Annotated in this window: 13 protein-coding genes; 9 read left to right on the top strand and 4 right to left on the bottom strand. The window is 68.0% G+C overall.

Annotated elements, in window-relative coordinates; genetic code table 11:
- Window position 1: 1 nt before the first annotated feature.
- Entirely contained in the window at window positions 2-1,510 is a 1,509-nt protein-coding gene (locus ASC65_RS05335; protein WP_056450180.1) for an HWE histidine kinase domain-containing protein, read from the bottom strand.
- Between the two features lie 159 nt (window positions 1,511-1,669).
- On the opposite strand from ASC65_RS05335, the gene ASC65_RS05330 reads away from it, so the two are divergent.
- The 9 genes from ASC65_RS05330 (at window position 1,670) to ASC65_RS05290 (ending at window position 18,888) form a co-directional block, all read left to right on the top strand.
- Window positions 1,670-3,172, top strand: coding sequence for a carboxylesterase/lipase family protein (locus ASC65_RS05330; protein ID WP_235561405.1), 1,503 nt, complete (start codon window positions 1,670-1,672; stop codon window positions 3,170-3,172).
- Between the two features lie 545 nt (window positions 3,173-3,717).
- Window positions 3,718-4,779: a LacI family DNA-binding transcriptional regulator gene (locus tag ASC65_RS05325; RefSeq protein ID WP_056450176.1), complete on the top strand. Its 1,062-nt coding sequence runs from the start codon at window positions 3,718-3,720 to the stop codon at window positions 4,777-4,779.
- Window positions 4,779-7,793: a TonB-dependent receptor gene (locus ASC65_RS05320; RefSeq protein WP_056450174.1), complete on the top strand. Its 3,015-nt coding sequence runs from the start codon at window positions 4,779-4,781 to the stop codon at window positions 7,791-7,793. The genes ASC65_RS05325 and ASC65_RS05320 overlap by 1 nt, the downstream gene beginning before the upstream one ends.
- A 124-nt stretch (window positions 7,794-7,917) precedes the next feature.
- The gene (locus tag ASC65_RS05315; RefSeq protein ID WP_056450172.1) at window positions 7,918-10,974 is read left to right on the top strand and encodes a TonB-dependent receptor; all 3,057 of its coding nucleotides are present in this window, start codon (window positions 7,918-7,920) and stop codon (window positions 10,972-10,974) included.
- A 90-nt stretch (window positions 10,975-11,064) separates the two neighbouring features.
- Complete coding sequence (locus ASC65_RS05310; RefSeq protein WP_056450170.1) at window positions 11,065-12,501, top strand: glucoamylase family protein; 1,437 nt, start codon at window positions 11,065-11,067, stop codon at window positions 12,499-12,501.
- A complete protein-coding gene (locus tag ASC65_RS05305; protein WP_082525871.1) occupies window positions 12,498-13,769 on the top strand; it encodes a sugar ABC transporter substrate-binding protein in 1,272 nt (423 codons plus the stop codon). The genes ASC65_RS05310 and ASC65_RS05305 overlap by 4 nt, the downstream gene beginning before the upstream one ends.
- The gene (locus ASC65_RS05300) at window positions 13,769-14,710 is read left to right on the top strand and encodes a carbohydrate ABC transporter permease (protein WP_235561404.1); all 942 of its coding nucleotides are present in this window, start codon (window positions 13,769-13,771) and stop codon (window positions 14,708-14,710) included. The genes ASC65_RS05305 and ASC65_RS05300 overlap by 1 nt, the downstream gene beginning before the upstream one ends.
- Window positions 14,707-15,522: a carbohydrate ABC transporter permease gene (locus tag ASC65_RS05295; RefSeq protein ID WP_056450168.1), complete on the top strand. Its 816-nt coding sequence runs from the start codon at window positions 14,707-14,709 to the stop codon at window positions 15,520-15,522. Before ASC65_RS05300 ends, ASC65_RS05295 begins: the two co-directional genes overlap by 4 nt.
- 153 nt (window positions 15,523-15,675) lie before the next feature.
- A complete protein-coding gene (locus ASC65_RS05290) occupies window positions 15,676-18,888 on the top strand; it encodes a discoidin domain-containing protein (protein ID WP_056450166.1) in 3,213 nt (1,070 codons plus the stop codon).
- Between the two features lie 642 nt (window positions 18,889-19,530).
- Here ASC65_RS05290 and ASC65_RS05285 read toward each other — a convergent pair.
- From ASC65_RS05285 to ASC65_RS05275, 3 genes are all read right to left on the bottom strand, one after another.
- A complete protein-coding gene (locus ASC65_RS05285; RefSeq protein ID WP_056450492.1) occupies window positions 19,531-21,021 on the bottom strand; it encodes a replicative DNA helicase in 1,491 nt (496 codons plus the stop codon).
- Window positions 21,022-21,127: 106 nt separating this feature from the next.
- Window positions 21,128-21,508 carry a hypothetical protein gene (locus ASC65_RS05280; RefSeq protein ID WP_056450164.1) on the bottom strand — a complete coding sequence of 127 codons (381 nt, stop codon included), beginning with the start codon at window positions 21,506-21,508 and terminating at the stop codon, window positions 21,128-21,130.
- A 40-nt stretch (window positions 21,509-21,548) separates the two neighbouring features.
- On the bottom strand, window positions 21,549-21,914 hold the full coding sequence (locus ASC65_RS05275; protein ID WP_056450162.1) for a hypothetical protein: 366 nt from the start codon (window positions 21,912-21,914) through the stop codon (window positions 21,549-21,551).
- Window positions 21,915-21,983: the final 69 nt, after the last annotated feature.

Genomic DNA, 21,983 nt, shown 5'->3' with positions numbered 1-21,983 from the left:
ATTACTCCCTGTCCATCGGGATGGAGAACTCCGCGATCAAACCGTCGCCGGAGTAGTTGAGTTTCACCTCGCCCGCCAGATCATGACGGACGTTGCGTTCAATCAGCCGGCTGCCGAAACCGCGGCGGCTGGGTGGAGAGGCTGGAGGGCCGCCGACCTCGCGCCAGGTCAGTTGCAGGCGCGGGCTGGCCTGATTGGCGATCGCCCAGTCGACCATGATCCGGCCCTCGGGCGTCGACAGCGCTCCGTACTTGGCGGCGTTGGTGGCCAGTTCGTGGAACACCATGCCCAGCGACAGGGCCGCCGCCGGGGGCAGTGGCGCGGGCGGGCCGGTGACGGTGACGCGGTGGCTGCCGTGGGCCTCGGTCTCGTGCTGGAGGATCGAACCCAGGTCCGCGCCCTCCCAGTGGCTGCGGGTCAGCAGGTCGTGGGTGTGCGACAGAGCCATCAGCCGAGCCTGGAAGCCTTCTGCGAAGGTCGCCGGATCGGCATGCGAGCGGGCCGTCTGCATGGCGATCGACTGCACTGTCGCCAGGGTGTTCTTCACCCGGTGGTTCAGCTCGTCGATCATCAGCTTCTGGCGCTCGGTCGCCGTGACGGAGTCCGTGACGTCGTGGCCCTGGACGAGGATGCCGACGACGCGGCCCTCGGCGTCGCGGATCGGCTGGTAGATGAAGTTCAGATAGACAGTCTCAAGCGGGGCCCCCGGCTTGCGCTGCAACTGCACCTGGCTGGCCCGACCCTCGTGCGGCTCGCCCGTGGCGTAGACGCTGTCGAGGAAGTTCGAATAGCCCTGGCCGACGACCTCCGGCAGGGCTTCGCGAACCGGCTTGCCGGTGATCTCGCGATGTCCGATCAGCTGGGCGTAGGCCGTGTTGTACATCTGGAACACGTGGTCGGGCCCGGTCAGCACGGCCACGAAGCCCGGCGCCTGCATGAACATGTCCGCCAGCCAGTTGCGTTCGGTTTCGAGCGCGCGGTTCGCTTCCTGCACCTGGGCGGCGCGGCCGAGCACGGCGCCGCTCAGGGTGGGGTTGAGGGCGGCGGCGCCCCCAGGCTCGCTGGTCCGATCACGCAGGCGCTGCAGCTCGGTGATGTCGGTGGTGTGCTGAAGAATGAATTCGACCTCGCCGGCGCCGTTCAGCATCGGCGTGTGGGTGGCGCTCCAGAAGCGGTCCTCGAAGGTCTCACTCCCATCGTCGGCGCGGCGCGCGATCGAGAAGCGGACCAGCGCCAGGTGATCGCGCTGGCGGGTGTCGCGGGCTCGCTCCAGCGAAGCCCTCACCTGGCGGACGTTCTCCGGCGCCTCTTCGCCCGGGCCGGAGTCGAAGGCCGCGAACAGGGGCTGGCCGATGATGGCGTGGCGGGTGCTGTTGGTGACGTCGAGATAGGCTTGGTTGACCCCGGCGATGGTCAACTCGGGCGTGAGCAGCACATAGGGATTGGGCGAGGCGTCAAACGCGCTCGCCAGATCGACCGTCAGGCCGCCCGATTTCGCCAATTCCTTCAAGCCAGTCCCCGCCTTGCGCGCCTTGTAATGCGCTTAACCCTGATCGGTTCACGCAACCCTCGAAATCTCATGCAGGATTTTTGACAATTGAGCGATGAGGCGCGGCGCCGCTAGCATGGCCTTATGACCCTGGTTTCACTTTTCGCGGCGGCGCTTCTGATGACATCTCCGACGGTCCGCGCCCCCGAGGACGCGCCGCGCGCAGCGGTCGAGCAGGGCGTCCTCGTCGGCCGGGTCGAAGACGGAGTGAAGAGCTTCAAGGGCGTGCCTTACGCCCAGCCGCCCGTGGGGCCGCTGCGCTGGCGGGCGCCGCAACGGGCCGAGGCATGGAACGGCGAGCGGGACGCGGGGAGGCTCGCCGCCATCTGCATCCAGCCCCCGGCCAACGGCGACAACGGCGTCGGGCCCCTGCCCATGAGCGAGGACTGCCTGACGCTGAATGTCTGGGCGCCTGAAAAAGCCGAGGGGCCGCTTCCGGTGATGTTCTGGATCCACGGCGGCGGGCTGAACAACGGCTCGGGCACCGCGGCGCTGTACGACGGGACGAACCTGGCGAAGCGCGGCGTCGTGGTGGTGACGATCAACTATAGACTTGGGCGGCTGGGGTTCTTCGACCATCCGGCGCTGGCGGCGGAGCGCGGGGCAGGGGAGCCGGCTGCGAACTACGGCCTGATGGATGTGATCGCGGCGTTGCATTGGGTGAAGGACAACGCAGGGGCCTTCGGCGGGGACCCCGACAATGTGACGATCTTCGGCGAGTCCGCGGGTGGCGCCTTGGTTACACGGCTGATGATCTCGCCGAAGGCGTCGGGGCTGTTCCATCGGGCGGTGGTGCAGTCGGGTCTGGGCCGAGACGTGGGAACGCCGCTGGATGCGCCTCGCCGGGACGGCGGCGCTTCGCTGCAGGGGAGGGGAGAGGCCTTCGCGGAGGGGCGGGGCCTCGCCGATGTGAGCGCGGCGCAGCTGCGCGACATCCCGGCTGACGCCTTCCTGCGACCGGCGCCGAACTTCTACGGCGGCGACCTGCTGGTGCGGGACGGTGCGCTGATCTCCGAAGACGTCGAGGCCGCCTTCGCCGCTGGGCGCGAGGCCCCGGCGCCGCTGATCATCGGGACGAACAGCGCCGAGTTCTGGTGGATGAAGCCGTCCGACCTCAGTCCCTATGGCGAGATCGACGATTCCCTGACATCCGACGAGCGCTCGGCGCTGCATGCGGCCTACGGCGGCGAGGACGGCTACAACGCCCACGTGGTCAGCGACCTGGCCTTCAACGAGCCGGCCCGTCACCTGGCGCGGCTGCACGCGCGGAACGGCCATCCGACTTATCTGTATCGTTTCGACGTGGTCTCGGCGGCCATGCCCGAACCGCACGCGGGGGCAACGCACGCCTCGGAGCGGCAGTACGTCTTCGACAATCTGACCGCTTCGCCCTGGCCGACGGGCGAGATGGACCAGCGGGCGGCGGACGCCATGGCGGGCTACTGGACCCGGTTCGCCGTCACGGGGGATCCGAACGGCGAGGGAGCGCCGACCTGGCCCGAGTTTGGAGCCGAGCCGGACCGGCTGCTCGAGTTCACCAACGACGGGCCGGCGGCGAAGGCCGTTCCGTTCAAGGGCCGGCTGGATCTGATCGAAGCCTACTACGAGCGCGTGCGACCGTAGGTTGGCGGAGCGTCCGGCGACTCGCAGAGAATCACTCCGCGCAAACCACTCGCCTGAGTTGCAAGCCGATGGTCGGCTGGGCCGGCGGCTCCACCTGAGGTTGGCAAGACTGCCCTCGAAACACGCGTCCGCGCCTTCGCGGCGCCCGCTCAGCGCCTGAATTCACACCGACCGAAGTTCTTTCGTCACGCGCCCTCGGCGCGGGCTCGAGATGCCGCCTGTGCGCGGAACGCGCAGGCGGAAGTCGGAGCGAAATCAAGCAGCTATGCAAAATGGCCACACCCGCCGCCTCATCTATTTTGGGGCCGGAGCCCACGCCCCGGCTAGGCGTTAAAGGCTCCAGCGATCCGCCTGTAGCGCTTTGGGCACAGCGTCGATGTGACCAAACTGGGGCCCTTGCGGGGCGCAGCGTGAGTGTGTCATGTAAACGGTTACACGGAAATGGTGAACGGACTCGCGAGAAGCGGGCCGGGATCACGAGCCGCCCAGGGAGGATCGACTTTGGCGCCAGGAGCCAACCAGCACCGCTGTGCGGATGCGGTCGCGTGAAGGCCGCGACCATCCGTGACGTGGCGGAGCGGGCGGACGTTTCGGTCGCCTCGGTCTCCCGCGTGCTCACCGGCGCAGGTCCGGTCACGGAAACCACGCGAGCCAAGGTGATGCAGGCCGTCGAGGCCCTCCAGTATGTGCCCCACTCGGGCGCGCGCAGCCTGTCGACCAGCAGGACGCACACGATCGGCGTCATCCTTCCGGACCTGTACGGCGAATTCTTCTCGGAGCTGATCCGGGGCATGGACGTGGCCGCGCGAGCGCTGGGCTATCACCTGATCGTTTCGAGCTCTCACGACGACGCCGAGGAGGCCTCCGCGGCCATCCGGTCGATGCGCGGCCGCGTCGACGGCCTGATCGTGCTGTCGCCGCACGTGGATGCGGTCAACCTGGCCTCCGGGCTGGTCGGTCGCCTGCCCATCCTGGTCATGAACGGCGGCATGGACGAGGGCACGCCCTCGATCGTCGTCGACAACCACGGCGGGGCCGTGCAGGCGGTCGAGCACCTGATCGCCACCGGCCGTCGCCGCATCGCCCATATCGCCGGTCCGACCGGCAACCTGGAAGCCGAGTCGCGGATGGCCGGCTACATGGAGGCCATGGCGGCCGCGGGCCTGCCGACGATGGTTATCGAGGGAGCCTTCTCCCAAGCCTCGGGTCAGGACGCCGGCGTTCGGCTGGCCGCCCTGCCGGAGCCGCCGGACGCGGTCTTCGCCGGCAACGACAACATGGCGGTCGGGGCGATGCTGGCCCTGCAGGACGCCGGCCTGGTGGTGCCTGACCAGGTCGCCATCGTGGGCTTCGACGATATTCCGCTCGCGGCGCTGGTGCGTCCGGGCCTGACCACCCTGAGAATCAAGATCGCTGAGACCGGACGGAACGCCCTCGAGCGCGTCGTCCGGCTCATTCGGGCGGACGGCGACGCCGACACCGCCTGCGAAGTCGTGCGGCCGGAATTGGTCGTGCGCCCATCATCCACTGCTGAGCGGCCTGGGGGGGCTGCCGATCTCATACGCACCGACGTCCAGAAGCCGTCTCTTGAAGGGGAGAAACTGTGATGATCCGTAAGGCGAAGATTAGTCTGGGGGTCTCGGCCCTCGCCCTCGCGTTGTCGTTGGCCTCGGCCGACGGCGCAGCGGCCCAGGTCGCGACCGCGACCATTCGCGGCTCCGCAACCGACGGCGCCGCCGCCGAGGCCGGCGCCACGATCACGGCCAGGGATGTCGGCTCGGGCTTCGTGACGCGCACGACGGCGAATAGCACGGGCGGCTATGTCCTCTCGGGCCTGCGCCCCGGCACCTATGAAATCACGATGCGGACGACCGACGGCCAGACCGCCTCGGAAGTGGTCACCATCGGCGTCGGCCAGGTCGGCTACGTGGATCTGGCGGTCGGCGCGACGACGGCGGAGACGACCTCGGAAGCGACGGACGTGGGCGATGTGGTGGTGACCAGCCGCCGCCTGGCCGAGGTGCGGACGCCGGAAGTGGCGACCAACGTCACCACCCAGCAGATCGAGTCTTTGCCGCAGCTGAACCGCAACTTCCTCAACTTCGCCCTGCTGGCGCCCGGCGTGCGCGTCTCGCAGAACGAGCAGGAGCAGACCATCACCGCCGGCGGCCAGCGGGCGGAGTCGGTCAACGCCTTCATCGACGGCGCCAGCCTGAAGTCGAACGTCATCGCCGGCGGTATCGCCGGTCAGGACGACAGCCGCGGCAATCCGTTCCCGCAGGCGGGCATCCAGGAGTTCCGGGTCGTCAGCCAGAACTTCAAGGCCGAGTACGAACAGGCCTCATCGGCCATCATCACGGCCGTGACCAAGTCGGGCACGAACGAGTTCCACGGCGAGGTGTTCGGCCTCTATCGTGACCAGGACTTCGTCACCCAAGACATCTTCTCGGAACGCCGCGGCGACGAGCAGCCGCCGCTTGAGGTGAAGCAGTATGGTTTCGCCCTCGGCGGGCCGATCATTCGCGACCAACTGCACTTCTTCGGCACCTATGAGCGCAAGGAGGAGGGGCGCGCGGCGACGGTGACGCCGGGTCGGCAGGATCCGCGATTTACCGCCCAGTTCGCTCCCTACATCGGGGTCTTCGCGACGCCGTTCGAGGAAGACCTCTATTTCGGCAAGCTGAGCTGGCAGCCGGCGGAAGGCCATCTGGTCGACCTGAGCGTCACCTATCGCGACGAGGCTGACGTGACCGGCGTCGGCAACGCCAACTCGTTCGAACGCGCCACCGGCCTGCAACAGACGACCAAGAGCGCCAACCTGCGTTACCAGTTCCAGGGCGACAGCTTCCTGAACGAGTTCGCGGTCGACTACCGGCACTACAACTACAATCCGACGGCCGCGAACTTCGACCAGGCCGGGGCGAGCTACCGGATCTTCGAGAACGGCTATGATCCGTTTGGCGGTGTGGCGATCATGAACCTGGGCGGGGCCAATACCCGCCAGGACATCACCGATGAAGTCCTGACTTTCCGCGACGACCTGACGCTGAACGACATCGAGTTCAACGGTTTCCACACCATCAAGATGGGCGTGAAGTACTCCCGTCAGGACTATCAGGTGATCAAGGAGTTCGGGCGTAACCCGCAGTTCTTCTATGACCTGGACGGTGTGGCCAGCGGCGACGCCGACGTGCCGTACCGCGTCGAGCTGGGCAATGAGTTCCCGACCGTCGACCTGTCGAACAACGTCTGGGGCCTGTACATCCAGGACGACTGGCAGCTCACCGACAAGCTGGAGCTGAACCTCGGCATCCGCTGGGACTACGAGGACAACGCCAACAACAACGACTACGTCACCCCGCAGTCGGTCATCGACGGCCTGAACCAGTGGATCGCCTCGACGGACGGCGGCAAGCCGGCCGGTTACGCCCCGAGCTGGTTCAACATCAACGACTACATCTCGACCGGTCGCAATCGCGACCCGTTCAAGGGCGCCTGGCAGCCGCGGATCGGCTTCTCGTATGACGTCTTCGGGGACCGTTCGACGGTGATCTTCGGCGGCGCGGGCCGCTATTATGACCGGGTGATGTTCAACTTCTCGTTCGACGAGATCGCCAAGCCGTTCGACTTCACCCAGAACGTCTTCTTCTCGACCACCGGCGGCGCGCCGGGCGTGGTCGACGGCAGCCCGGCCAATCCCTTCCTGTGGGATCCCGTCTACCTGACCACGGCCGGGCTCGACGCCCTCCTCGAGGACGTCCCCGCCAAGGGCGAGGCCTTCCTGCTGAAGAACGATTTCGAGCCGCCGCGCACGGACCAGTTCAACCTCGGCGTTCGCCAGCGCTTCGGCGACTGGCAGTCGGAGTTCACCCTGGCCTACGGCAAGACCGAGAACGAGTTCACCTGGCAGTACCTGACCCGCTGCCGTGAACCTGGGTTCGGCAACGACGGCGGCGGCTTTGGCGACAACGGCGGCTTCTGCGGACCCGGCGGGACGAATCCGTACCGCGGCTACTTCGTCTCCGACCACAACAAGGAACGCGAGTTCACCGCCCTCTACGTCAAGCTCGACAAGCCCTATACGGCCGACGAGGGCTGGGGCCTGAACATCGCCTACACCTTCTCGGAGTCGCGTCAGAACGGTGGGAACGACAACTTCTGCTTCGACTGCTTCTCGGTCGAGGCGTCGCCGGTGCGGCCGTCGGCCAATGACGAGCGTCACCGGTTGGTGGCCAACGGCATCATGGACCTGCCGTGGGACATGCAGCTGTCGGGGATCCTGACGCTCGGCTCGGGCACGCCGTTCGACGTGTTCGACGGCAGCGGTCCGCAGTTCTTCTACCGGCCCTATGGCGGCCGGCCGGAGAAATACAGCTTCATCGTGCCGAACGCCTTCGCCTACCGGAACCTGGACCTGCGCCTGACCAAGCGGTTCCAGGTCTGGAACGAGTCCGAGATCGAGCTCTTCGTCGACGCCATCAACGTGTTCAACCACAAGAACTACACGAACTTCGACGGCGGCACGGGATCGGCGGCTAACCCGAACCCGAACTTCGGCAACCCGAGCGCGGTCCTGTTCCCGACCCGTCAGTTCCAGATCGGAGCGCGCTACAGCTTCTAACCCAGTAACCGCCGGGCTGGCCCCTCGCATCGAGGGGACGGCCCGGCGCCTTGCGTTTCTTCAACAGTAACCTGGGGGCCGCCGGCGCATCCGGCGGTCCCTTTCACAAGTCGGGGGTTCTTCCTTGTCTAAAGCCTACTCCACGTACCTCGGTACGGCGTCCGCGCTCGCCGTAGCGATCTCGCTTGCCTGCGCCGGCGGCGCCGCCGCCCAGGTCACCACCACCACCCTGCGCGGGACGGTGCATGAGGGCTCGGCCGTCGAAGCCGGCGGCGCCATCACGGCGACTGAAGTGGCCACCGGCTACGTCACGCGCGGCCGCATCGGCGCCGACGGCGGCTATGTGATCTCGGGACTGCGCCCGGGCACCTACCGCATCGACGCGACCTCGGCCGACGGCCAGACCGCGACCGACACCGTCACCCTCGGCCTGGGTCAAGTCACCACGCTCGACCTTGATGTGGCCGCGAATGTAACCGATTACAGCGCGACCGACGTCGGCGACGTCGTCGTCACCGGCCGGCGCATCTTCGAGGTCCGCACCTCGGAAGTGGCCACCAACGTCACCCAGCAGCAGATCAACGACCTGCCGCAGATCAACCGCAACTTCCTGAACTTCGCGGCCCTGGCTCCCGGCGTGCGCGTCACCGAAGGCGACACCGAGCGGACCATCACGGCCGGCGGCCAGCCCGCGACGGCCATCAACGTCTTCATCGACGGACAGAACCAGAAGTCGCTGATCACCGACGGCGGCGTCGCCGGCCAGGACGACAGCCGCGGCAACCCGTTCCCGCAGGCCGCGGTGCAGGAGTTCCGCGTCGTCAGCCAGAACTTCAAGGCCGAGTACGAGCAGGCCTCGTCGGCAATCATCACCTCGATCACCCGCTCGGGCACCAACGAGCTGCACGGCGAGGTCTTCGTCACCTACCAGAACGCCGACTGGGTCGAGCAGAACGTGTTCTCGCGCGCCCGCGGCGAGCCGAAGGCCCGCCTGGATCGCATGCAATGGGGCGCCGCAGTCGGTGGTCCGATCATCGAGGACAAGCTGCACTACTTCCTGAGCTACGAGCGCAAGGACGAGGTGCGCGAGCGCTCGGTGTTCCTGAACCGCGCCGAGTTCGCGCCGCTGTTCCAGGACCAGCTCGGGACCTTTGAGGCGCCGTTCGAGCAGGACCAATTCTTCGGCAAGCTGTCGTGGTCGATCGACGACCGTCAGCGCGTCGACCTGAGCGGCCAGTACCGCGTCGAACAGGACATCCGCGACTTCGGCAACGGGCCGACGGCCTATGATCGCGCCGTGGCCATCAATGGCGAGACCCAGTCGCTGCAGCTGCGCCACCAGTTCCAGGGCGACGGCTTCCTGAACGAGGCTTCGGTCGACTACTTCCTGTACCAGTACAACCCGCGGGCGCTGAACTTCGACAGCACCGGCGCCCGGTACGTCGAGTTCCGTGACGCGGCGGCCGGCGCCCCGGGGTTCCAGTTCGACTACGGCCAGATCGCCGCGACCATCTTCACCAACGGCGGCGGCGCAAACAACCAGGACCTGACGCAGGAGTCGGTGACCCTGCGCGACGACCTGACCTTCAACGACATCGAGTTCCTGGGCCAGCACACCGTCAAGATGGGTGTGAAGTACTCGATGCAGTCGCTGTACGTGAGCAAGGAGTTCAACCGGAACCCGTTCTTCACCTACGACGTCAACGCGCGTCCGGAAATCAACGGCACGACCACCATCCCGACCCAGGTGTCGTTGAACCTGCCGGTGGATCCGACCGACGCCGAGAACAACGTCTTCGGCTTCTACTTCCAGGACGACTGGCAGCTCACGCCGCAGCTGGAACTGAACCTCGGCCTCCGTTGGGACTATGAGGACAATGCGGTCAACAACGACTGGCGCACGCCCGACGTCGTCCGCCGCCTGCTGACGGCGATCGACGCCGCGCCGGGCACGGGCGCTGACGGCACGTTCAACTATCCGTCGCACATCGGCGACATCAACGACTACATCACCAACGGCGATCGCGAGGCGTTCAAGGACGCCTGGCAGCCGCGCGTGGGCTTCAGCTACGACGTCTTCGACGACGAGCAGACGGTGATCTTCGGCGGCGCCGGCCGGTATTACGACCGGATCGGCTTCAACTTCGCCTTCGACGAGCGCTTCAAGCTCTATCAGCGCAACAAGACGATCTACTTCTCGCCGGCCGGCGGGACCTACGGCGGTCGCTCCGACACCGTCGCCTGGAACCCGACCTACGCCACGGCGGAAGGGCTCGACACCCTGCTGCAGGGCACGGTCGGTCGCGGTGAAGTCTTCCTGCTGAACAACAACGCCCCGCCGCCGGTCACCGACCAGTTCAACTTCGGCGTCCGCCAGAAGTTCGGCGACTGGCAGACGGCCCTGACCTTCTCGTGGGCCCACACCGAAAACGAGTTCGCCTGGTACCGGGCCAACCTCGATCCGACCACCAACTCGGTGCCGGCCGCGGTCCGTCCGTCGGCCCTGATCGATCCGACGACCGGCCAGCCGTTCCAGTTCAACGACGGCGTCTTCGTCTCGAACCACGACCGCGAGCGCGACTATCAGGCGATCTTCCTGACCGCCGACAAGGCGTTCAACCGCGAAGACGGCTGGGGCTTCAATCTCGCCTACACCTTCACGGAAGCCACCCAGAACGGCAGCCGTGACCAGGGTCTGGGCAATTTCGACTTCGACTACCCGTGGACCAGCTACACCCCGACCTTCAACTCGCCGGGCGTTGAGAAGCACCGCCTGGTGATGTCGGGCACCGTGCTGATGCCGATGGACTTCCGTCTGTCGACCCTGATCACCCTCGGTTCGGGTCTGCCGTTCACGAAGTTCAACCCGGGCAACGGCGCCAAGCCGGGCTGGTACGAAGCCTATCCGGACAAGAAGGACTTCATCATCCCGGACGCCTGGGCCTATCGCCAGGTCGACCTGCGGGTGACCAAGGCCTTCGAGGTCCTGGACGGCCAGGTCGTCGAGCTGACGTTGGATGCGATCAACATCTTCGATCACAAGAACTTCAGCAGCTTCAACCAGACGTACCGTGTCAACAACGGCACGCCGGAGGCGGCGCTGAACCCCACGTTCGGCAACCCGACGGCCCAGTACCTCCCGACCCGCAGCTTCCAGGTGGGTCTGGCGTACCGCTTCTAGGTTCTCCTGAACCTGACGGCCGCCCCTCGTTCGCGGGGGGCGGTCCCGCTTCTTTGACTAGGCCGAGTAAGAGTAGGATAGGTGTCAGCCATGGATCGTCGTCATTTCCTGATGGGCTCCACAGTCGCAGGCGCGGCGGCGCTTGGTCTCGCCGGTTGCGCGGGTTCGGGTTCGCCCTGGACGGTTCCGACGCCGCTGGACCCCGAGGTCGAGGAGCTGCAGCGCCGGACCTTCAACTGGTTCACCCATGTGACGAACCGGTCGAACGGCCTGACGCCGGATCGCTGGCCGACCCCGTCCTTCTCGTCCGTCGCCGCCGTCGGTTTCGCCCTGACCTGCTGGCCCGTCGGGGTCGAGCGTGGCTGGATGACCCGCGAGGAGGCGCGCGAGCGCACCCTGACCACCGTCCGCTTCTTCCATGACGCCCCGCAGGGCCCCGAGCCGACCGGCAATGCGGGCTACAAGGGCTTCTTCTACCACTTCCTCGACATGCAGACCGGCCACCGCTTCGGCCGCACCGAGCTGTCGACGGTCGACACCACCCTGCTGCTCGGCGGCATGCTGTTCGCCGCCCAGTGGTTCGACGGCGACCACCCCGAGGAGGCCGAGATCCGCCGCCTGACGCAGGCGGTCTATGAGCGCGTCGAGTGGGACTGGGTGGTCATCCGCCCCAACCGCATCTCGATGGGCTGGCATCCGGAGACCGGCTTCATCCCCGCCGACTGGCACGTCTACAACGAGGGCATGCTGGTCCTGATGCTGGCCATGGGCAGCCCGACTCATCCGGTCCCGGCCGCGGTCTGGCAGGAGTGGACCTCGGTCTACGACCAGAGCTGGACCGACAAATGGGGTCCGGCGCACCTGCATTTCCCGCCGATGTTCGGCCACCAGTACAGCCACATGTACATCGACTTCCGCGGCATCCAGGACGCCTGGATGCGCGCCAAGCAGGCCGAGATCCCGGGCTTCGACTATTTCCAGAACAGCGTCCGCGCGGTCGCGGCGCAGCGCAAATACGCCATCGACAACACCATGGGCTGGGCCGGCTATTCGGCGGACGTCTGGGGCCTGACGGCCTGCGACGGGCCGGGCGACTTCAAGGAAGTCATCGGCGGCCGCGAGCGGCAGTTCTTCAGCTATTCGGCGCGTGGTCCGGGCGACCGGGATGACGGCACCATCGCCCCGACGGCGGCCATGGGCTCGATGCCCTTCGCCCCGACGGAGGTGACCGCCTGTCTGAAGGCGATGAAGGCCCAGTACGGCCACGGGATCTACACCGAGTTCGGTTTCCTGGACTCGTTCAACCCGACGCTCGAGGCGACGCAGCGCACCCTGCAGCACGGCAAGCTGGCGCCCGGCGTGGGCTGGGTCGACGGCGACTACCTGGGCATCGACCAGGGGCCGATCGTCATCCAGATCGAGAACCATCGCTCGGACATCGTCTGGAAATACATGCGACGTGAGCCGAACCTGCTGCGCGGCCTGAAGGCGGCCGGCTTCAGCGGCGGCTGGCTGAACCGCGCATGAGCCTTTGGCGGCCGGACCGACGCGCGACGCTCGGACTGCTCGCGGGAACGGCCGCGGCCGGCCTGGCGGGCTGCGGGCGGCGCGACGACGGATCGGTTCGCCTGCGCTTCTGGGCCATGGGCAACGAGGCGACCAACGTCCCGCAGATTCTGCCGGAGTTCGAGCGCCTCAATCCCGGCATCAAGGTCGAGGTCCAGGCGCTGCCCTGGACCGCGGCGCACCAGAAGCTGCTGACCGCCTACGCCGGTTCGTCGCTGCCGGACGTCAGCCAGGTGGGCAACACCTGGGTGTCCGAGATGGCGGCGATCGGGGCGATCTCGCCTCTGCCGGCCGAGGCGTCCGACCTGCTGAAGGACCAGTTCCCGGCGGTGCTGGAGACCAACCGTATCGACGGCCAGCCGGTGGCCACGCCCTGGTACGTCGACACCCGGTTGATCTTCTATCGCGCCGACCTGCTGCAGCAGGTCGGTTACGACGCCCTGCCGCAGACCTGGGCCGGCTGGAAGCAGGCGATGCACGCGGTCAAGCGCGTGGTGGGGCAGGGCAACTACGCCGTGCTGCTGCCGCTGAACGAGTTCGAGCAGTTGCTGACCTTCGGCCTGCAGGGCGACGAGCCGCTGCTGAAGGATCAGGACACGCGCGGCAATTTCTCCTCGCCGTCGTTCATCGCCGCCCTGGCCTTCTACAAGAGCCTGTTCGACGAGGGGCTGGCCCCGGTGGCGTCGGCGGCGCAGATCTCCAACGTCTGGACCGAATTCGAGCGCGGCTGGTTCAGCTTCTACTTCTCAGGCCCGTGGACGATCGGGGACTTCCGCAACCGGCTGAAGCCCGAGACGCGCTGGATGACCTCGGGCGTGCCGGGGCCGAAGGGGCCGGGCGCGTCAGCGCCGGGCGGGTCGTCGCTGGTGGTCTATCGCACCTCGCCGCACCAGGAGGCGGCCTGGAAGCTGGTGCGTTTTCTGTCCGATCCGGGCGTTCAGGCGCGCTTCAACGCCATCACCGGCAACCTGCCGGCGCGCCAGAGCGCCTGGGCCACGCCGACGGTGGCCGACGACCCCTATATCGCCGCCTTCAAGGGGCAGCTTTCGCGCGCCCGGGCCGTTCCGAAAGTGCCGGAATGGGAGCGGATCGTGACCGAGATGCAGATCGTCGCCGAGCGCATGGTGCGGGGCGAATACACGCCCCAGACCGCCGCGGCCGAGATCGATCGTCGCGCCGACCGGCTGCTCGAGAAGCGCCGCTGGATGATTGAGCGGGGCAGGGCCTGATGACCGCTCAACCCATCCTTCCCGCCACTGTGCCCGAGGCCAGCCGGATGCCGAGCGCGCGTCGTCGTGAGCGCGCCGCCTGGGGCTTCGTCGCCCCCGCGCTGCTGGCCATCGCCGTCTTCTTCGCCATTCCGGTGTTCGCGGCCCTGCTGCTGAGCCTGACCGACTTCGACATCTACGCCCTGGCGGACCTGAACAACGTCCGCTTCATCGGCCTGCAGAACTATGAGCGGCTGTTCGCCAATCCGCTGTTCTGGGGGGCGATGCGCAACACCGGCCTGTTCGCCGTGTTCGGCGTGCCGCTGTCGATCGCGGCCTCCCTCGGAGCGGCCGTGATCCTCAACGCCCGGGTGATCAAGTGGCGGCCGATGTGGCGGGTGATGTTCTTCGCCCCCTATGTCACCACGCTCGTCGCCACGGCGGTGCTGTGGAACTACCTGCTGCACACCCGCTACGGCGTCATCAACTGGGCCATCTCGAGCATCGGCCTGCAACCGGTCGATTGGCTGGGCCAGCCCGAGACCTCGATCCCCGCCATCCTGATGTTCGTGGTGTGGAAGATCTTCGGCTACAACATGCTGATCTTCCTGGCGGTGCTGCAGACCGTGCCGGACGACCTCTATGAGGCGGCCCGCATCGACGGGGCCGGACCATGGGCCCGCTTCCGGCACGTGACCCTGCCGGCCATCGCCCCGACCCTGCTGCTGGTCTCGATCATCTCGGTGGCGGGCTTCTTCCAGCTGTTCGCCGAGCCCTATGTCATGACCCAGGGCGGTCCCGCCCAGTCGACCGTGACGGTGCTCTACTTCATGTACGAAGAGGGCTTCAAATGGTGGAACCTCGGCTCCGCCAGCGCCGTCGCCTTCGTGCTGTTCATCTGCATCCTGGCCGTGACCCTGGTGCAACTGGCGGTGGCCAAGCGGGTGGGGGCGTACGAATGAAGCCCAAGGTTCTCCTGCTCAATCTGGCCGTGGCCTTCATTGGCCTTCTGGTGCTGTTCCCGTTGCTGTGGATGCTGTCGGTCAGCTTCATGTCGACCGGCGAGGCCGCCAGCTTCCCGCCGCCGCTGTGGCCCAAGACCTGGACGCTGCAGCACTATCGCGACCTGTTCGTGACCCAGGGCATGGGCCGCTATCTGTGGAACAGCCTGGCGCTGGCCACCCTCGGCACCGCGCTGGCCCTGCTGTTCACCGTTCCGGCCGGCTACGCATTCGCCAAACTGCGCTTCAAGGGGCGCGAGCGGATCTTCCAGCTGCTGGTCGGCGCCCTGGTGGTCCCGGCGCAGATCGGCACCCTGCCGCTGTTCCTGATGCTGAAGGGGATGGGGCTCGTAAACACCTACGCCGGGGCGCTGGTGCCCTGGCTGGCCTCGATCTTCGGCCTGTTCCTGGTGCGCCAGTACTCGCTGTCGATCCCGGACGAGATGCTGGAGGCGGCGCGCATCGACGGCGCCAGCGAGGGGCAGATCTTCCGCAAGGTGGTGCTGCCGACGCTGCAGCCGATCATCGTGACCCTGGCGCTGTTCGTCTTCCTGGGCAGCTGGAACGACTTCCTGTGGCCGCTGATCATCCTGACGGACCAGTCCAACTACACCCTGCCGGTGGCGCTCGCGGCGCTGTCGCGCGAGCACGTGCAGGACATCGAGATGATGATGGCCGGCGCCGTGATCACCGTGGCCCCGGTGCTGATCCTCTTCCTGGCCCTGCAGCGCTACTACATCCGCGGCATGCTCGCGGGGAGTGTGAAGGGCTGAGAACCAACTGATCCGCTCATCCCCGCGAAGGCGGGGACCCAGTGCTTTGGGTGATGGGCGGGGCCGGGGTCCGCGGTGGCTGACCCCTGAACGCCGGCGTCTCGCTGGACAGAACTGGGTCCCCGCTTTCGCGGGGATGAGCGGAGAGTTTGTATGCGCGCCTTCCTGCTGGCCTCGGCCGCCGCTCTGGCCCTTGCTCTGCCCGCTCCCGCCCACGCCCAGTCCACCCGCGTGCTGGACGGGTTCGAGAGCCTGGCGCCGTGGTCGGCGGACGCGTCGACCGACGTGTCCTCGACGATCAGCGCCGTGCCCGGCCGCGACGGAAAGGCGATGCGGCTGGACTACGACTTCAACGGGCGGTCGGGCTACGCCTTCGCGGCGCGGGCCATCGACCTGGAGGTCCCGGAGAATTTCGAGATCAGCTTCTGGCTGCGCGGCGAGATGCTGCCCAATACGCTGGAGGTGAAGTTCGTCGACGCCTCGGGCGACAACGTCCACTGGCGCAAGGTCGAGAAGTTCGAGGCGAACGGCGAATGGACCCGCTACGTCGTCAAGAAACGCCACATCGTCTGGGCCTGGGGGCCGGATCCCGACCGCACCTTCCGCGGGGCGCAGCGGATCGAGTTCGTGGTCACGGCGGGGCAGGGCGGCAAGGGCTGGATCGAGATCGACCAGCTGGAGCTGCGCGCACTGCCGCCCGAGCCGGGCGTGCCGCCGCGGCCGGTCGCCACCGGCACGAGCGAGGACGGCCAGAACGTCGCCGCGCGGGCGGTCGACGACGACCTGACCACGGCCTGGCGCACCACTGGAGCGGGGGCGCAGAGCCTGACCCTGGATCTCGGCTATGAGCGCGAGTTCGGCGGGGTGACCCTGCGCTGGGCCGACCGGATGGCGGCGGCCGACTATCGGCTGATGGCCTCGCCGGACGGGCGCGAGTGGCGCGAACTGGCCGCGGTGACTGGCGCCAACGGCGGCGTCGACTGGCTGCGGACGCCGGAAGCCTCGGCCCGCTGGCTGCGCCTGGACCTGCTGGCTCCGCGCGACGAGGCGGGCGTGGTCGGACAGGCCGGGGCCGGGCAGCGGCTCGGCCAGGCGGCGGCCAACGCCTATGCGCTGAACAGCCTGGAGATCGAGCCGCTGGCCTTCGGGGAGACGGCGACCACCTTCATGCGCGCCGTGGCCGACGAGAGCCGCCGCGGCCTGTACCCGCGGGGCTTCGTGGGTGAGCAGCCCTACTGGACCCTGGTCGGGGTCGACGGCGGCGGCGAGAGCGCCCTGATCGGCGAGGACGGCGCCATCGAGCTGCGTCGCGGCGGGCCCTCGATCGAGCCCTTCGTGCTGGACAACGGGCGGCTGGTCACTTGGGCCGACGTGAATGCGACCCAGAGCCTGCAGGACGGCGACCTGCCGATCCCGACCGTGACCTGGACTGCGGACGACTGGAAACTGGCGGTCACCGCCTTCGCCGACGGGACGCCCGAGGCGGCCCAGATCTGGGGTCGTTACGCCCTGACCAACACCTCGAACCGGCCGCGGACCCTGACCCTGGCGCTGATGGCGCGACCGTTCCAGGTGAACGGGCCGACGCAGTTCCTGACCACGCCGGGTGGGGTCGGACCGATCCAACAGATCGACTGGAACGGCGCCGCCATGGTGCTGAACGACAATATCCGGGTGAAGGCCCTCGTGCAGCCCGACGCGGTGGCGGCCGGGACCTTCGCGGCCGGCGCCGATCCGCAGAGCCTGCTGGCGGACCACGCGAGCCGGCGGCCGGTCGACCAGCGGCTGGTCGAGTCGGACCGCGAGCTGATGGCCGGGGCCATGCTCTATGACGTCACGCTGCAGCCGGGCGAGACGCGCACCTTCGGCTTCGTCGCGCCCCTCTCGGGCGGCCTCCCGGAAGGGCCGGTGACCGGCTCGATCGAGGCGGCGCTGGACACGGTGCAGGAGCGGGTCGCCGCCGGCTGGCGCGAGAAGCTGGACCGGTTCGACCTGACCCTGCCGGAGGGGCAGCAGCGGATCGAGGACGTCATGCGCTCGTCACTGGCGCACATGCTGATGTCGCGACAGGGGCCGATCCTGCAGCCGGGAACGCGGAGCTACAACCGCACCTGGATCCGCGACGGAGCGATGATGGCCGAGGGGCTGGACCGGTTGGGTCACGAGCAGCTGTCGGCCGACTATCTGCGCTGGTTTGCGCCGCTGGTGTTCGACAATGGCAAGGTGCCCTGCTGCGCCGACGCCCGCGGTTCGGACCCGGTGCCCGAGAACGACAGCCACGGCGAGTTCATCTTCCTGGCCGCCGAGACCTATCGCTACGGCGGCGACGCGGCCCTGCTGCGCGAGGTCTGGCCGCAGGTCAGCAAGGCGATCGGCTATATGGACGAGCTGCGCGCCTCGACGCGGACGGCGGAATTCCAGGCGGACGACAAGCGGCACCTGTTCGGCCTGCTGCCGCCCACGATCAGCCACGAGGGCTATTCGGACAAGATCGCCTACAGCTACTGGGACGACTTCTGGGGGCTGCTCGGCTACCGCGACGCCATCTTCATCGCCGAGACCCTGGGCGAGGCCGAGGCCGCGGCGCGCTTCCGGGCCGCCGAGGCCGAGTTCAAGGCCGACATCATGGCCTCGATCGAAGCGACCGCGCGCGTGCACGGCATCGACTGGATCGCCGGGGCGGCCGACCGGGGCGACTTCGACGCCACCTCGACCACGATCGGCCTGTCGCCGGCAGGGCTGATCGACGAACTGCCGCAGCCGCTGCTGGACAACACCTTCGACAAGTGGTGGGCCAACTTCACGGCGCGGCAGGAGAACCGCATGGCGTGGAAGGACTACACGCCCTACGAGCTGCGCAACGTGGGGGCCATGGTCCGGCTGGGACGGCGCGAGGATGCGCTGCGGGCGCTGGACTTCTACTTCGCCGACATGCGGCCGGCGGCCTGGAACGGTTGGGCCGAGGTGGTGGGCCGCGACGAACGCGAGCCGCGCTTCATCGGCGACATGCCGCACGCCTGGATCAGCTCGGACTACATCCGCTCGGCCATGGATCTGCTGGTCTACGACCGCGACGAGGCCCTGGTGCTGGCTGCCGGCGTGCCGACGGCCTGGCTGGACGGCGAGGGGGTGGGGGTGACCAACGTCCGCACCCCGTACGGGGCGCTGGTCTACAACCTGCGGCGCGAGCGAGAAGGCTATCTGCTGACCCTGGGGGCGGGGGCCAACCCGCCGGGCGGCTTCGTGCTGCAGTGGCCGGACGGCGAGGCCCTGCCGGGGCGGGTGCGGATCGACGGTCGTGAGGCGACGTGGGCGGGCCGGGAGTTGAAGATCCCGGCCGGCACACGGCGAGTCGAACTGCGCTGACGCGCTCGGCCTAGTCCGGGGCCCGAGCCGGCGGCGCGGGGGCCGCAGGGGACGTCGGCGGCGTCGGCGCCGCGCCGCGGAACTGCACCGAGGGTTTCGGCATCGGAATGTCAGCCGTGCCGCCGGTGTGCGGATGGCCGCCCTCATTGCCGGTGACCGCCTTGATTTCGTGATTTTGCGGCTGAGGGCCGGCGGGGGGCGCTTCTCTCTGGACATGCGACCCCAGTCCAGCGGCGGCGGGCTGTCCGACGGGCCTGCCGGTGAGTGCTGCTGGACCTGTCTCCGGACCGGGCGCCGTCTGGGGCGCGACTTCCCGACGCGCCGTGCCGGCCTCGTCGCCGTTCGAGGCCCGAATCGGACCTGTGGTCACCGTGGGATGGGCCCCTCGGCCGGTCGAAGGGTAGGGGATCGGAATAGGATGGGACGGTCCGGGGCAAACCGGCTCGCCCTGACGGCCGGCCGCGGACGCGCAGTCCGGGGATGCGGTCGCGGGCGCACGGGCCGGCGCCGACTGTCCGGCCTGGGGGGAGGCGAGGAGGGCGAAAGCAAACAGGATGACTGCGGACATGGTCGAGCTCCTGGTTGAAGCTCGACCCTGATCGCGTAACGATGTTCTGGCAAGGGGGCGGCGCGCCCCGCGGCTCAATCGCCGTAGTCGTCGTAGCGGCGGCCGTCGTGGGCGAGGTTGCCAAACTTGGTGGTGTCGGCGTCGAAGGCCAGCTTGACGATACCGATGGGGCCGTGGCGCTGCTTGCCGATGACGACCTCGGCCTGGTGCTCGAGGCGGTCCATCTCCTGTTGCCAGTTGAGATGTTCCTCGGTGCCTTCCTTCGGCTCGGCGCGGCCGAGGTAGTAGCTTTCGCGGTACACGAACATCACGCAGTCGGCGTCCTGCTCGATCGAGCCGGATTCCCGCAGGTCGGACAGCTGGGGCCGCTTGTCCTCGCGCTGCTCGACCTGACGCGACAGCTGCGACAGGGCGATGATGGGCACCGACAACTCCTTGGCCAGGGCCTTCATGCCGCCGGTGATCTCGGAGACTTCCTGCACCCGGTTCTTCTGTCCGCCGCCTTCGCCGACGGTGACCAGCTGGAGGTAGTCGACGATGATCAGGTCGAGGCCGTGCTCCATCCGCTTCAGGCGGCGGGCGCGGGCCGCCAGCTTGGCCATCGACAGGCCGCCGGTGGCGTCGATGAAGAGCGGGCTCTCGCCGATCTCGACGGCGGCGTCGCGGATCTTGCCGAAGTCCGAGGCGTCGATCTCGCCCTTGCGGAGCTTGTCCGAGGACACGCCTGAGGCGTCGGCCAGGATACGCATGGCCAGCTGTTCGGCGCTCATTTCCAGCGAGTAGAAGGCGACGACGCCGCCGCTGACGGTCTTGCGGCCCTCAGGCGTCGGCTCCCAGCGATAGTTCTTGGCGACGTTGAACGCGATGTTGGTGGCCAGCGCCGTCTTGCCCATCGACGGACGGCCCGCGAGGATCAGCAGGTCGGACGGGTGCAGGCCGCCGAGCTTCTGGTCGAGGTCGTCGAGGTGGGTGGCCAGGCCGGCCAGCTTGCCGTCGCGTTGATACGCCTCGGCCGCCATCTGAACGGCGCCGGACAAGGCGTGGGAAAAGCTGACGAAACCGGATGACGGCTTGCCCGTCTCGGCGAGGGTGTAGAGCCGTTGTTCGGCGCTCTCGATCTGATCGATGGCCGGGGTTTCGGGCTGGGGCGCTTCCTTGATGATCTCGCCGCCGATGCGGATCAGGTCGCGCCGAAGGGCCAGGTCGTAGACGACGCGGGCGTAGTCGGGGGCGTTGGCCGCCGGCGGGGCGCGGTCGACCAGATCGGCCAGATAGCGCAGGCCGCCGAATTCCTGGAACGCCGGATCCTGCTTGAACCGCTCCATCAGGATGGTCGGCTCGGCCAGCAGGCCCTGGCGGACGTGGTCCTCGATCGCCTCGTAGAGCCGCTGATGGAAGGGTTCGTAGAAGTGCAGGCCGCGCAAGCGGTCGGACAGCCGTTCGAACACGGAGTTGTCGAACATCAGCGAGCCCAGCAGCGCCTGCTCCGCCTCCAGGTTGTGGGGCAGCGAGGCGATGGTGGACGAATCCATCGGAGGGAAGGCGGCTGGGGCGAAGGCGTTCATCGCATCCATCTCTTACTCATGCGCGCGCGATACGACATGCGCGGACGTCCGCTTGGTCGGGGACAACCGTGGCCGGCTGTGGACGCTCCCGAATTCCGCAGGCGGATCAGTTAACGGCGGCGCTCCCGCACGGATGGCGCTCGACCATCCATTCGCGGATGGCCTGGTGCACGGTGATATCGCGACGGCTGGCCGGGATGGCCCTCAGGCGGGCGAGCAGACCTTCAGGCGTGATGCCCGTGCCACGGGCGGGGATGCAATAGGCCGGTCGACGGCCGGCGCGGACGTCCGCGGCCTGCTCGGCCCGGATGGCGTGGACGGACGTGGACACCTCGTCGACCAGCCGACGGCCTTCGGGGCGCAGCACGGCGGTGGCGTTTTGTGGCAGGCGATCGGCGGAGGCCAGGAACTCGCGAACGGTCATGCCCGGCGCGAAGGCCGCCAACATGAGCGCCGCCAGGCACAGTGCGACGACCTGTACTCTCATCGAAACCCCACAACCGCGACGGCGGAGGGAAGCCTTGCCGTCAGCGTGGGCACGGATAGCGTTCGATCATCCATTCGCGCAAGGCGTCGGTGACGCTCATATTGCGGCGGGCCGCCGGGATGGCGTTGAAGCGTGCGAGGAGGTCGGTGGCGTTCATCGAGACCTTCTCGGGCATGCAGGTCCGCGGCGAACGCCCGGCCCGGCGCGCCGCGTCCTGTTCGGCGCGGAGGGTGCTGAAGCCGTCCTTCACCTCGTTCATCAGCCGTCGCGTGTCGGAGCGGAGCAGGGCGGTCGGGTTGCGCGGAATGCCCGCGGCCGTTGTCAGGAACTCCTGCACGGTCATGGCGGCCGCGCTGGAGGCGATCAGGGTCGCGGCCAGGCCGACGATGACGGCGAGCTTTTTCATGGGGGCCTCCCGGGGAACGGCCCAGTCTGCCTGCGACGGGCGGCGCGGACAACCGGGAAGGGTACGGCG

Source organism: Brevundimonas sp. Root1279 (genome assembly GCF_001425945.1).
Lineage (GTDB): Bacteria > Pseudomonadota > Alphaproteobacteria > Caulobacterales > Caulobacteraceae > Brevundimonas.
This window is presented reverse-complemented; position numbering and strand designations above follow the sequence as displayed.